Raw genomic sequence first — 13,758 nt, forward strand, 5'->3', positions numbered from 1 at the left:
CTACTTATGAACGAACAGCCACTTCTCTAACGAGTGGATTATCTACTTGTACATAAATTGCTTGCTCTAAAGGATTTGTCAGTTCATCAACATCGAAAAATCTCGTTAGCAAATTTGCTTTACATGCCAATTTATTTTCTTCCAACAATTCACTTAAAAATGTAGAAGGTTCGCGGTTATATGGAAGGAACGCTTCAAGTACAGACCTTAATTCTGAAAGAAGAATTTCCTCCTTTATTAATCCTGCTGTACCAAAACCGTTAATTAGTCCAAACATATGATTAAAAATTAAATAGTAACGAAATCTTTCATCTACAATGTAATCGTCATATAAATTCCCAGTACGTTCGCCAATACCCGCTAGTTCATTATCTAGCACTGACTTCATTGAATTGCAGAAATAAAAACCTTGATTATCACGGAAGTAAAACTTAACTGGATAACCATCTTTCAATTGAACAACACTATTTTGTTGATGCGCTTCTAATGCAACGCCATAACGTAAATACATCCATACCATCGGCTTTAAAGAGATATTCATATATCGTCTAAACCACTCTAAACTTACTTCTTCACAGCTTCTACCTTCTAAATCCGCTAAGCGGTGGATAATATTTGCTAAACGAGTTCTTTCACCCGGAATTGCATCTTGTACTAATCCAGCGATAAGCGTTGCATCATTTTCATTTTCACTATAAAATGTGTTTTCTCGAATAATCACTTCAAATCCAGACTCTTGTGCCCCGTATTTTAAAGTAATAAATGCCGGATCACATATAAAATCAAATCCCGGAAACTTTTCTAGCACCTCTCCAATTTTAGTATTCAATATTTCCTTACCTTCAAGTCCACTCTCAAGTTCCTTCAATTTATTAATACGCATTGAATTCGTGACCTTTACAGGGAATGAAAACTTGAACATATACTTCGAATGAGGATGATATAGCGTTCTAAGTGATGATGTCGCCATATAACACTTACCTACTGGACCGATATATTCAAGTACACCTTGATTCATCCAATTTTGCACATAAGATTGATGTAATAGCCATTCTGCTTGTAGCGGATGGATTGGAATTAATGAATATTCATCTTCTTGACAGTACTCTTCAATAAATTCTTGACCTACCTTTTCATCGTTCTTTAATTCCTTTTTTATCATCGCCGTTGTAGAATCTTGTAACAATGACTTTTCACTTACTATACTTTTATGTGCCCGAAAATAGTGAAGTTGGCACTCCCCTTTTAATTCAGGAGAATACATTGAACTTTTCCAATCCAATATACCTTGTCTACTCTTTGGTGTAGGATGAGTTAAATGTCCAAATAATAAAGATTGCTCCGCCTCTATAAAAGTCGTATGGAAACCATATAATTCAGCTGTATCCTGCTCCCTTCCTTGTATAAACTTCTCAATATTTTGACAACTACAGATAACTCGAAGCATAAGTTCATCAGGATTCGTACCTTCTCCATAGTTAATAGACATTTCCTTTATTAAAAACATAATAACCGTAATATAATCTGCTTTAATAACATTTTTATTTTCGCCAATTTGGTAATAAAATTGTTCTCCAAATAGATGACGGTCCGTTGACGATCTATATATAACTTCCCCATACAAAGTAACGTTTTGTGCCGATAAAGGGCAGCATAAATAAGTGGGGATAGCGTCTCTTTGAAATGAATGGCAGAAAATATTTTCTATCCTTTTATCCTCCGTAATCCATTCTCCACTTCCTGTTTCTCTTAAATAACAATTTAAAAAGCTTTGTATTGTTGCATGTTCCGCGATTTGTTTCGCATGCTGCATACTGCTCCTCCTCTTTTAGACGAACACTATCATTTTTTTGTGAAACTTCTGACAGTTGAATTTTATTATCAACTATGATTTTAATTGATAATGATAATCATTTCAAGATATATTTCAGAATTTTTTTATCTAACTAAACTTTTCACCTTTTCAAAACATTTAATCCGTCAACAAAAAAATACACCAATATAATAATTGATGTATTTTTTCATTCTCGTAAATTAAGTTTACATAATAACATTATCGTTTTCTAGATTGATAGTGATTTGTATAAACAATCCATATCTCGCCAAGCATATGCTATTTCTTCTACATTTAGTCTTTCTAAAAGTTTCGTGTCAATTTTTTCCGGATTATATTTTTCATAAAACTTTTTAGAAGGGTTATTAGCAACAACCCAAACTAACAGAGATTGCATATTATCTTTTTTACATTCCGATAGCAATGCTTGAAATAATCTTTGTCCTATCTTCATTCCTTGATATTTTTGTAAAATGTATATTGCATATAATTCTCCATCACAATTATATGCACCTGTTCTTTCAACTCCCCCATCGATAAATCCAATTATTTTACCATTTAACGTTTCTGCTACAAACCTAAATTGATGCCCGTCTTCTTTTTGAAATATACTTTCCCATAGCTTTTCTCGTTGGTCATACGTTATATTGTCTAAAATTTCATTAGAGAATATCCCCTTATACGTTGTTTTCCAACTATCCACATGCACTTTTGCAATTGCCGAAATATCATCTTTTATTGCCCTTCTAATATGTATCTCCACCATACTCATCCCCCTTAGAAAATAATTATAGCAAAATGTTTTGTATGCATTAAAAAAAGAGTGAATTTTCATCACTCTTTTTATCTACTTTCAACTTCTACTGAAACAACATGATCGATTTCTTTTAAAGAACTATATAATTCAGTTGTATATAAATCTTCTGGAGCTAAAATGACCATTTCCAATTGCTGAGATGCCCCATTATCAATATCTTTAATTTTCACTCGTTTCACTTGCATATTTAAATTTTTAATTTGCTTAAAAATCCCGTCTAACTCTCGATGTTTGTTTACGGTAATTTTTATAGATAAGTCCTTTTGTCTTAATGAATAAGGGCCTGCAATTTTCACAATTTGCGGAAGTACGTTAATCGCTAATATAATTAAAATCATAGCAACCGTCGCTTGTATATAAAAACCTGCACCAATCGCAATACCTAGTGCTGAAGCGGCCCATACCATAGAGGCTGTCGTTAATCCTGAAATAACGTCATTATTTCTTCGTAAAATTACCCCTGCTCCAAGAAAACCAATCCCACTAACAATTTGAGCGGCGAGACGCATTGGATCCATGTTTGTATGACCCGGTACAGAATAAACATTCACTGATTCAATTGAAACCATTGTAATTAAACAACTCGCTACGGAAATAACCATACTTGTTTTCACACCAAGCGGTTTATTCTTTAGCTGCCTATCTATTCCGATGAATAATCCTAAAAAGAGTGCTAAACCTAATTTGAATAAAAATTCATATGACATATTTCATTCTCCTTACTTTACAATGTTTCCCTTGGAACAATCCACTATAACTCTTTTATGATATCAATTCCAGTCTTTTCTATTCATTTAAAGTAAAAAACCGAAAAAACATTTTTGACAATGTTTCCCCGGCTTTTTATTATAATTAAGATCTTTCTTTATTTTTGTTCTTTAATTTTAATTTGTGCATCTTTATAAAATGCTAACTTATTATCATTATACTCTTTTGTATGTTTATTAAATTGTTCTTTCGCCTTTTGCGCTTCCACATTTAACTCATTAACAGTTTTAACTTTTTCACCAATTTCTTTTAACTTCGTTTCTTTTACTTTTAATTTTTCATACAGTTCTTTTTCAGTCGCTAACGCCTTCGTGTAATTCTCATTCATCTTTTGGAAGGCATCATAACGATTTTTATACGATTCTTCTACTGTTTTTGCTTGTTTTTGTAATTTCTTATCTTCGAGTTTTTCAATATTTTTTTGAACGGGTGTCGTTTCTTTCTGCGCTTTTTCTAACTGTTCCTTCTCGTTTTTCAATACTTTTTCACGCTCGTCTACATTTGCAGTAGCTTGCTCTATTTTCTTTGAAACTGCTTCATTATGCTCTTTACCTTCTTGTAAAATTTGAGAATAAAGTTCTTGTCCTTGCTTTTCTAACTTCTCTAATTTTTTTGTGTCATCTGCTAAAGATTTTTCTTGTGTAGATGCTGCTTCAAAAGCCGTAAATAAATTTTCTTCTGGCTTTTCACCGAAACAACCTGATAATAATCCTACTGATAATGCTCCAACTACTGCTACTTTTCCATATTTCAACTTCAATTCCTCCATTACATACGGTTATCATGCCAGAGGTTCACGGGGAAGTGATTCTCTTCATGATATGCTTCAAACTCATAACCTTTTTCTTTTAGACCCTTTAAAATTGCTGGCACAGCAGCAACTGATTGCGGGTGAATGTCATGCATTAAAATGACTTCTTGCGGTTTTGTTGCACCAGCTAATACATTTTGAGCGATTTGCGCTGCCGCTGCATCCACTGGTACTTTATTGTATTTCCAGTCTAAAGAGTCAATTGTCCAGTCCCACACTTTAAGACCACCCTCTACTACTTTGTTTCGAAGGTCTTCATTTAAACCAGGCTTCGACCCGTATGGTGGACGTGTTAATTGAGGTGATTTTCCAATAATATTTGCGATTAAGCTTTGATCTTCTTTCATTTCATTAACATATTCGCCATTTTTATATAACTTCGCAAAATTGTGTGTCATACTATGCATTCCAACATAATGTCCTTCTGCATTTTCACGTTTTACTAAATCAGGAAACTGTTTTACATTCGCACCAATTAAAAAGAATGTCGCCTTCGCATCATGCTGTTTTAACATATTTAATAATTCAGCCGTATATTTTCCTGGCCCATCATCAAATGTAAGATAAGCAACTTTTCTTTCCATTCCGTTAAAACGACTTGGCGCCGTTTTATTCATTTCAACTTTCTGTTGTTCACTTGCAAGCTGCACTATATTTTCTTGCTTCGCAACAGCTTTTGCTGGTGAAGTAATAGATTGAAACATGAAATACCCAATAGCTACTATTGCAATCGCTACTGAAACAACTGCAACTCGTTTAATTTTAAAAGCCTTTTCCATTCTATCGAATTCCTCTCCCTATTAATCTTATATATAAATCACCCAATATAATTATACATCTATTTATTTTATTACACTATATAAACAATCTAAAATATGAATTATAATGGGAGTTTTATCAAAATTGTTGTTCCTGCCTCAACAAGCTCTTTATTCTTTTCATACCAATTCTTGATTGCACTATGTACAACTTTCAAGAAGATTTGTTTTAACCTGTTTGATCTTCCATCAATTCAATTCGCTTTCAACTTGCAATGAGATGAATTTATTTTCTCTATTTCAGGAGTTAATTACCAAATTATTTCCTCTAGTATATCGTACAATTGCACCTTTTGTTTATATAAATTAAAATGATTTAACTGTAGACGTGAAAAAACTAGTAGCCCTTCTACTAAAAATAAATGAAGCAGTCCATTTCCATAAAAAAAGATTGGCTGAGGCCAACCTTTTTTTATACTTATTCATTTCGATTTGGTTTTGGTGTAACACCTAAATGCGCATTTAACTTATTCGAAATATCTTTTACATTCTTTTCATTTGGAATGTAATAATAAATACCACCAATACGTTTATCCGTTCCTTCTATTTGCATCTTTTCCATTTGCAAATCTGATCCTGCCATATTTTTCGTAATAGCAAGCATATCATCAAACGTTAAGTTTGTTTTCATATTTTTATCAACTGCATCAAGTAAAGAGCCCATTTTACTAATTGATTGAACAGACATTGCTTTTTTCGCAATTGCTTCAATTACAAGTTGTTGTCTTTGACCACGCATTGCGTCACTGTCAATTTTACGCGTTCTAGCAAGTGCAAGGGCTTGTTCACCATTTAAATGTTGGTAACCTTTTTCTAAATGGATCATACCTGCTTGGTCTTTACTATCTTGTTCTGTGAAAGTAACAGGTACATCAATATCAATACCACCAATTGAATCTACAATTTGTACAAATGACTCAAAGTTAAACTTCACATAATAATCAACTGGTACATTTAAAAATCTTTCCACTGTATCTCTTGTACTTTCAACACCACCAAATACGTGTGCGTGTGTAATTTTATCTAATTTCTTTCTAGATGGAATATAAACACGTGAATCACGAGGAATGCTTACTAATTTAACGGATTTATCATCTTTATTAATTGTCGCTAATAAAAGTGCATCTGTCCGAACCGCTTCACCATATTGGCTTTTTCTCATTTCGCTTCCATCGACACCCATGATTAAAATCGAAATATTATCCTTTAAAGGTTCCACTTCTTTGTCCCTTTTTGATGACTTATCAATTTGTGCATATGCATCACTTACAACAGCTTTTGCTTTGTTATATATAAACGATCCATATCCTACTCCTCCAAAAACAAGTAGGAAAAATGGAATTAAAATGAACCATTTTATTGACTTTCGTTTAGAACGTTTTTTATTGCTTCTCGTATTTTGTTCTAATTCAGAGCTCATACCCATTCGCCTCTCTTTCTCTTTCCCTAGTATAATGTAAGTCTATTAATCTTCATATTGAATTTCCTTTCAATTACCTTACATTTTTGTAAGGTTACTTCATGAATCCAACATGTATTCCATTTCACATTATACTCTTGTGCTTATTTTTGGCAAGTCACTATTTATCAACTTAAAAAATCCAATACTTCGGAATATTCGAATTTACATATTTATTATTCTGTTATTTGCAGGTAGTAAGATTTTCACCTCACAATTTAGCAAGAATAAAGAGTCAAGTTTGTGCCGTACCATCTTGATTGGTGATGACTAATAATCAGTGAGGGATAAATCCCCCACTGATTAAAGTTTCACTTTATTATTTCTCATTTGGTGTGTATATCATTTGCTTCCCATTATTATTAATTAAAGCTGACTTTGCTTTTATTTTCGTTTTTTCTATTTCTACATCTTTATTTGAGAAATTCACAATGATTTTAATATCTTTTCCATATGAAGTAGATTGTACTAGCTTATCTTCTGACAGATATGCAAAGTTCGTCATTTCTTCTTTTACTGCCTTTTCATGAACTTCATTCCAAACTTTCAGATGCTCTGTAATTTCTTTTTTATGCTTATTCCACTCTACTTCATCTAAATGGTACAACGGAGGAACATTATACAATAACTCATATAACATACGATTTCCAACCTCGTCCTTTACCTTCAAACTTCCCCATTCCCAGTGGTGCGTTGTAATAACCGAATCATTGTATACTAGTTTATATAATGGCACCGAATATACTGGATTTAAATATACTTGCTTATATTCTTCTTTTAACGGTACTTGTTTTGCATATTTTTCTGGAACATTTTGATTTGGTGACCAATATCCACCGACATAATACGGACTTGTTTTATTTTTTCTCATATCTTCATCGTCCCACTTAATAACTGGTGTTTCAATTCCATGAGCAAATGCAATCGTGCTACTTGCAAAATCATTTCCGCCCTCAGAGCCAACTACCATACCTTTTTCTTGTGCAATATAATCCATTCGTTTTAATCTTGCTTGTAAATCTTGTTCTTGTGTCGTTAAATGTTTTGTTGAATAATCATCATAAATTTCGCCCGTCGCGTCACAATCAATAAACCATGAATTATATTTAGGGCCATTTTGTAATATATCGTTCATTCGTTCTTTTACACTAGGAAGTGATAATGTCGGATTTAATTTTCGGCCTCTCCCTAAAAACCCTTGCACTTTCTCACCATTTTTCTTCGTTACAGTGGCTTCTTCATATAACGATGGGTCATTAAAAGAAGCTGTGTTCCAATTTTTATCACCTTTTTCGTGAATAGAATGGTAAGAATCATACGGACCAACTAAATATCCCATTTCCTTAGCTTCTGTAACGAAATTAGGCTGCATAAATCCTTGTTCCCAGTTCGGTAGACCAATCCACGCTTTGTCTATCCCTACTTTTTTCATTTCCTTTATTATATCCGTTCCATCTGCTTTACCCCATTTGCTTACTTCTTCAACTGCATCACCGAGTACTGACTTTAATAAATGTTTATTTAAGCTATACAGCTCTGTCTTCGATAAGTGATCTACACCTTTCTTTAATAACACACTAGCTTCCTGATTAACTTTCGGGAAAATATCCTCTTTATACAATTCCTTCATAGATAATACTTCGTTTGTATAGCGTAAAATAACATTTTTTTGGTACTTATCGATAAAGTCTTGTTTACTCACCTGCTCAAATACATTCAATTCCCCAGGCTCTGAACTATTCTTTTTAATAAGATCTTTTATATGGCTAAACACCGGGCTATTTATTTGCTCTCTTAGCTTCGGCCAATTCACGTTACTTTCTGATAAACCATTTTGATTCCAAAAGTAAAAATGAGCTGCCCCGTAAAGTTTTTCGATTTCTTTATTTTTTCTTGCCTTTTCTTGTAATGTTTTAAATTCACCTTTTCGAGCAATATTATCCTTATACAGTTTAGCAATACTTACTGCATCATTATTTGTCACATATAATTGAAATCCATATGTTTTATTTTTATTTATACTCGGGAATTCATGTGTAAAATCAAACCCTATTTTCGGATCTGAATGAAATTTCAATTCATTATTAAACATATTGTTCGCAATATATACGATCGAATATTTAGAACCATTTAATGCAAAAAACTTCATAGAAAATGATTCAGCAAATGAATATGCATCATCCTTTAAAAACTTCTTCCAATTCTCATCATTACTCGGAATTTGCTTACCTTCCCATAACGGAAGTGTATAATTTTCAGCTTGCACTTTTGGCCATGTAAAACTTTCTGCACCAGTCGATTCCACTTCAATATTTAAGTGGTCTTTTTTCTTTTCTAAATTTACTTTTACTTTTTGATCCGGATATTCCCATGATGTATGATCCTTGTCTTTTTTCAAATTCGATACCTTCATTTTTGGTAACGGTTGTGATGCCTGTTCTTTTACACCATCATGTTCTACAGTTAACGTAAAAGTCTCAGGATTTACATCGTAAGTAAAATCTTTATACGTCGCTTTCTTTATTTTAGACTCTTGTAAAGCATCATTACCTTTTACATCACACCCGACTAAAGTCGAAAGTGACAATGTTGTAAGAAGACATATCGCTATCATTTTTTTCATCTTCTGCACCTCCACCACTGAATATACAGGAGGTTTGTTACAGGAATATGGCAAAAAATAATAGAGCTAGCATTATGCTAGCTCTATTATGAGCAAAAAAAATTTACGTATTACTATAATCTGTTTAAAGAAAATATGTAATACAGGGGGACTTTAATCCTTTTTTTTATTCTCACTAATAATTAGATCAAGCAAATCTAAATTCCATCAAGCTTTCCTTAACTGAAAAAGTAACTATATATAATATATCCTAAAACTAGCACTAAAATTAATATCCCTGTACCTTTCCAATTCATACCACCTGTCATATCAGCGGGGCTACCTGATTCCGCCCTGTTGAGTCCATCATTCAAAGAACCGGTAGGATTATTTTTCAATTCACTTTGTCTCATGCGTTCTCTTTTTTCTTCTGGTGACTCTTTTGAACTCATATAATCACCTCTAAAATTAATGTTCATTCCGAAAAATCCCCTTTAAAATAGATTCTCCATAACGTAAAGAAAGCTAGCGATGCTAGCTTTCTTTATAATCCAATATGTTCTTCCTTATTTACAGTAATCCCTTTATGATCAATTTCAAGCTCACATACTTTCATAGCTGCAAATACTCTCGCTAATTGGTCAGCTATTTCTTTACGCTTCTCGTACGGAGTTAAAATAAAAATGGATGGTCCCGCACCACTAAGCGCTGTTCCATATGCTCCGAATTCTTTTGCACATTTACGAATTGATGGTAATAACGGTACAAGTTCTAAACGATATGGCTCGTGGAAATGATCTCTTTCCATCATTTCACCTACAACTTCCCACTTCTTTTGACATAACGCAGCTACTAATACGTTACTTATCGCACTAGCCTTAACCGCTTCATGAAACGGAAACATCTCTGGTAATACAGATCGACTTTCATCCGTATTTAGCTCTTCATTCGGAATAAGAGAAATTACGCCTAATTCCTTACTTTCAATCCTTACAACCGAAACATTTTTTCCATCAAGTGCTCCGATTACAGTTCCACCTAAAATAGAAGCAGCGACATTATCTGGATGTCCTTCAAAGTTTGTAGCAATTTGAACCTTTTGATCAGTTGTTAAATATAAATTTCCAAGTTGATTCGCAAGCTCTATTCCTGCTACAATCGCTGATGCGCTACTTCCTAGCCCTCTTGTCAGCGGAATATTACTAGTAACTTCTATTATATGGGGTGATAAAGAAGGACATACTTTACATGCCGTGCTAACAATTAAATTTTTATCGTCTTTTGGAATTGAATCGTCAAAAGAATGTATCACTTGCCACTTATCAGCTTCTTCCTTTACACTTACTTCTAAATATAATGACAAAGCTATTCCAACAGAATCAAATCCTGGTCCAACATTCGCTGTACTAGCAGGAACACGAACTCTTAATGGTATCACGACATAATCACCCCTTTAATATGATCTTTAATTTGTTCTATATCATTTGACACACTTGCAATATCAAATTTATTAGAAGAAATTGCGATATCAGGATCTTTTAAACCATTTCCAGTTAAAACTGCAACAACTGTTTCGCCTTTTTTGATTTTTCCAGATTGAACATGTTTAATTACGCCCGCTAATGAAGCATTTGATCCTGGCTCTGCGAAAACTCCTTCAGTTTTTGCTAACAATCTATACGCATGTAAAATCTCCTCATCTGACACCATATCTATTTCACCATTAGACTGTTCGGCAGCCTCTACTGCATACGACCAACTTGCCGGATTACCGATGCGAATCGCTGTTGCAATCGTTTCAGGTGCCTCAATGACATGTCCTTTTACAATTGCCGCCGCTCCTTCCGCTTCAAAGCCGTGAATTCTGGGCTTCTTATAGCCTTTTTCTTTCTCGTATTCACAGAACCCTTTCCAATATGCTGTAATATTCCCAGCATTTCCAACAGGGATAGCTAGAACATCTGGTGCGTTTTGCAACTGGTCACAAATTTCAAATGCCGCTGTTTTTTGCCCTTCAATTCGGTAAGGATTTACTGAGTTTACTAATGTAATCGGCTCTTCTGCAGCAATATTTCTTACAGCCTTAAGTGCATCATCGAAATTCCCTTCTATTGAAATGATCTCCGCTCCATAAGCAACTGCTTGCGCTAATTTCCCATGCGCAATCTTTCCTTCTGGTATTACGATAATACATTTCATTCCGAGGCGTGCCGCATATGCGGCAGCTGATGCCGATGTATTACCTGTAGATGCACAAATAATTGCCTCTGCCCCTTCTTCTTTCGCCTTTGCAACTGCCATTACCATGCCACGGTCTTTAAAAGAACCTGTTGGATTCGCTCCTTCATATTTCCCGTATAACTGAATTCCTAATTGCTTTGATATATTTAATAATGGAATCAGAGGTGTATTCCCTTCCATTAAGCTGACATCAGGTGTGTTTTCATTCACTGGTAAATAAGAAGCATACTGTTTTAATAGTCCTTTATACATATTGTTTTTCCTCCTCAATAATGTAGTAACTGTTTATTTCACTTGCGACATCTTCTATCGCCCCTAAAACTTGTTCGAATTGATATTTTGAAGTTCGATGCGTCACAACAACGACTTCTGCAAGTTCGCGATTTAAAGGTAATTGAATAACTTCTTTTAAACTTACAGAGTAATTAACGAAACATTCCGTTACTTTTCGCAACATCCCTGGCTCATCTCGTAATGAAATACGTAAGAAATATTTCGAAACTACTTCTTCATCTCCTTGTAATTCGTAAGGCTCTGGTTCTTTTAACGCACTTTTATTTTTCGGAACTTGATTCATATTTTTAACGATTGAAATAATATCACTTACTACAGCAGAACCAGTTGGTAACTTCCCAGCTCCAGGTCCGTAAAACATCACTTCCCCTACTGCTTGACCGTGAACATACACCGCATTGAATTCATTATTTACATTCGATAACGGATGATGCCTTGGTAATAAAGTCGGTTCTACACTTAAATGAATGGCTGATCCTTGTTTCTCTGCTTTACCAATTAATTTCATTGTAAATCCTAATTTTTCGGCCATCTCTAAATCTTCTTTTTCAACCTTTCGAATACCTCTAACTTGAACATCATCTAAAGAAACATTCATCGAAAAACCTAAGTTTGCAAGAATTGCTACCTTTCTCGCAGCGTCTAGTCCATCTACATCCGCTGTCGGATCTGATTCTGCAAACCCTAATTTTTGCGCTTCCTGTAAAGCCTCTTCATACGACCATCCATTTTGACTCATCTTTGTTAACATATAATTTGTTGTTCCATTTACGATTCCCATTATTTTTTCAATTTGATCTGAAGCTAGCCCGTCTGATAATCCTCTTAATATTGGAATCCCACCGGCTACACTCGCTTCGTAACATAGGTCACATTCATTTTTATTTGCCAGTTGCAAAAGCTCCGCACTGTATACGGCCATTAAATCTTTATTTGCTGTTACAACATGTTTTTTATTTTGTAAAGCCGTAACAATATGCTGTTTTGCTTCTTCAATTCCGCCCATTACCTCTACTACAATATCAATATTTGAATCATTTAGAACTTCATCTACATTACTTGTTACTACGATTCCATCAATGCAAACATCACGTTCCTTTTCCAAATCACGTACAACGACTGTCTTTACCTTTACTTCATATCCTGTATCAAGAGTGATTTTTTTATAATGTTCTTTCAAAATATGGACAACACCACTTCCGACAGTACCTAACCCTAATACCCCAACATTAATAACGTTATTCATTTTCTAATCTCCTCCTAAATAGTTTAATTGTTACACCTATGAATCACCTTACTCTGCTTTTTAATCATGCAGGTGGTGGTTATTTCCGTACGTACTAATCGTTTCATGTTACCGCACCTCCTTTCAAAGTAATAAAGTGAAACTTTAATCAGTGGGGATTTTGTCCATTCCTCACTGATTATTAGTTGAACCAATCGGGCTTTTACGGACAGTTGATCTCCCGTCTTACTCCCTCGCATCCGCCAAATTTTGAGATGGGAATCTTACTGACCGTTAATGCGGGATAAAAAAACACACTCATCCCTAGGAAAGGGACGAATGTGTTTTCGTGGTTCCACCCTTGTTCCAACCTAGACTTACTTTCTTCTAGATTGCTCAAGTTCAGATAACGGCTGATACCGTCAATAATTACTAGATTGCTCGTTCACTATTGAAGTTCAAAGGTGGTAAGATCATTTCTCGTGTTAGGAAGCTCACAGCCTTGGCCTCCCTCTCTGTAAACCGTAAAAATGTTCTCATGTCCTTATCGTTACTTTTTCGCTCATGTTTATTTGTTAACTCATTATACTCGCATAAAAAACAAAATCAATACTATTTTTTAATTATTTTAAATTTTCAATCTTAAAATAATTAAAAAAACACACTCATCCCTAGGAAAGGGACGAATGTGTTTTCGTGGTTCCACCCTTGTTCCAACCTAGACTTACTTTCTTCTAGATTGCTCAAGTTCAGATAACGGCTGATACCGTCAATAATTACTAGATTACTCGTTCACTATTGAAGTTCAAAGGTGGTAAGATCATTTTTCGTGTTAGGAAGCTCACAGCCTTGTCTTCCCTCTCTGTAAACCGTAAAAATCATCTCATGT

General features: G+C 34.3%; 11 protein-coding genes, 1 pseudogene and 2 other annotated features (1 of these 14 cut by a window edge). All 12 genes and pseudogenes read right to left on the reverse strand.

The annotated features are described in order from the left end of the window. Positions 1-4: 4 nt before the first annotated feature. The 12 genes and pseudogenes from AC1DS7_RS07095 to AC1DS7_RS07150 all read right to left on the reverse strand — a co-directional run bounded on the left by AC1DS7_RS07095 (position 5) and on the right by AC1DS7_RS07150 (position 12,890). A complete protein-coding gene (locus AC1DS7_RS07095; RefSeq protein WP_061689797.1) occupies positions 5-1,813 on the reverse strand; it encodes an IucA/IucC family protein in 1,809 nt (602 codons plus the stop codon). A 250-nt stretch (positions 1,814-2,063) separates the two neighbouring features. After that, positions 2,064-2,600: a GNAT family N-acetyltransferase gene (locus AC1DS7_RS07100; protein ID WP_061675411.1), complete on the reverse strand. Its 537-nt coding sequence runs from the start codon at positions 2,598-2,600 to the stop codon at positions 2,064-2,066. A 77-nt stretch (positions 2,601-2,677) separates the two neighbouring features. Then, on the reverse strand, positions 2,678-3,358 hold the full coding sequence (locus AC1DS7_RS07105; protein WP_002012374.1) for an MgtC/SapB family protein: 681 nt from the start codon (positions 3,356-3,358) through the stop codon (positions 2,678-2,680). Positions 3,359-3,516: 158 nt separating this feature from the next. Then, on the reverse strand, positions 3,517-4,173 hold the full coding sequence (locus tag AC1DS7_RS07110) for a YkyA family protein (RefSeq protein ID WP_002135778.1): 657 nt from the start codon (positions 4,171-4,173) through the stop codon (positions 3,517-3,519). A gap of 14 nt (positions 4,174-4,187) precedes the next feature. Beyond that, positions 4,188-5,009 (reverse strand): peptidoglycan-N-acetylglucosamine deacetylase, encoded by an 822-nt coding sequence (locus AC1DS7_RS07115; RefSeq protein WP_088039235.1) that lies wholly within the window; start codon positions 5,007-5,009, stop codon positions 4,188-4,190. A 134-nt stretch (positions 5,010-5,143) separates the two neighbouring features. Continuing rightward, positions 5,144-5,404, reverse strand: a pseudogene (locus tag AC1DS7_RS07120) (sensor histidine kinase); the annotation flags it as partial. A gap of 62 nt (positions 5,405-5,466) precedes the next feature. Then, positions 5,467-6,468, reverse strand: a complete 1,002-nt coding sequence (locus AC1DS7_RS07125) for an LCP family protein (protein WP_088039780.1) — start codon at positions 6,466-6,468, stop codon at positions 5,467-5,469. A gap of 358 nt (positions 6,469-6,826) precedes the next feature. Continuing rightward, on the reverse strand, positions 6,827-9,130 hold the full coding sequence (locus tag AC1DS7_RS07130) for a glycoside hydrolase (RefSeq protein WP_215588959.1): 2,304 nt from the start codon (positions 9,128-9,130) through the stop codon (positions 6,827-6,829). 218 nt (positions 9,131-9,348) lie between these two features. Beyond that, positions 9,349-9,561 (reverse strand): DUF6366 family protein, encoded by a 213-nt coding sequence (locus tag AC1DS7_RS07135; protein WP_002031378.1) that lies wholly within the window; start codon positions 9,559-9,561, stop codon positions 9,349-9,351. A 92-nt stretch (positions 9,562-9,653) separates the two neighbouring features. Beyond that, entirely contained in the window at positions 9,654-10,547 is an 894-nt protein-coding gene (thrB, locus tag AC1DS7_RS07140; protein WP_002189304.1) for a homoserine kinase, read from the reverse strand. Continuing rightward, entirely contained in the window at positions 10,544-11,602 is a 1,059-nt protein-coding gene (gene thrC, locus AC1DS7_RS07145) for a threonine synthase (RefSeq protein ID WP_002189302.1), read from the reverse strand. Before thrC ends, thrB begins: the two co-directional genes overlap by 4 nt. After that, on the reverse strand, positions 11,595-12,890 hold the full coding sequence (locus AC1DS7_RS07150; RefSeq protein ID WP_476998874.1) for a homoserine dehydrogenase: 1,296 nt from the start codon (positions 12,888-12,890) through the stop codon (positions 11,595-11,597). The genes thrC and AC1DS7_RS07150 overlap by 8 nt, the downstream gene beginning before the upstream one ends. A gap of 307 nt (positions 12,891-13,197) precedes the next feature. Next, positions 13,198-13,429: a binding site (T-box leader), on the reverse strand. Between the two features lie 115 nt (positions 13,430-13,544). After that, positions 13,545-13,758: a binding site (T-box leader), on the reverse strand; it runs 18 nt beyond the window's last position.

The sequence above is a fragment of the Bacillus sp. P4_E1 genome (assembly GCF_056401715.1).

Excerpts from the sequence above, each read along its gene's own strand:
- AC1DS7_RS07095 (WP_061689797.1), bottom strand. The coding sequence starts at position 1,813 with ATGCAGCATGCGAAACAAATCGCGGAACATGCAACAATACAAAGCTTT.
- AC1DS7_RS07125 (WP_088039780.1), bottom strand. The coding sequence starts at position 6,468 with ATGAGCTCTGAATTAGAACAAAATACGAGAAGCAATAAAAAACGTTCT.
- AC1DS7_RS07115 (WP_088039235.1), bottom strand. The coding sequence starts at position 5,009 with ATGGAAAAGGCTTTTAAAATTAAACGAGTTGCAGTTGTTTCAGTAGCG.
- AC1DS7_RS07150 (WP_476998874.1), bottom strand. The coding sequence starts at position 12,890 with ATGAATAACGTTATTAATGTTGGGGTATTAGGGTTAGGTACTGTCGGA.
- AC1DS7_RS07135 (WP_002031378.1), bottom strand. The coding sequence starts at position 9,561 with ATGAGTTCAAAAGAGTCACCAGAAGAAAAAAGAGAACGCATGAGACAA.
- AC1DS7_RS07105 (WP_002012374.1), bottom strand. The coding sequence starts at position 3,358 with ATGTCATATGAATTTTTATTCAAATTAGGTTTAGCACTCTTTTTAGGA.
- AC1DS7_RS07130 (WP_215588959.1), bottom strand. The coding sequence starts at position 9,130 with ATGAAAAAAATGATAGCGATATGTCTTCTTACAACATTGTCACTTTCG.
- AC1DS7_RS07100 (WP_061675411.1), bottom strand. The coding sequence starts at position 2,600 with ATGGTGGAGATACATATTAGAAGGGCAATAAAAGATGATATTTCGGCA.
- thrC (WP_002189302.1), bottom strand. The coding sequence starts at position 11,602 with ATGTATAAAGGACTATTAAAACAGTATGCTTCTTATTTACCAGTGAAT.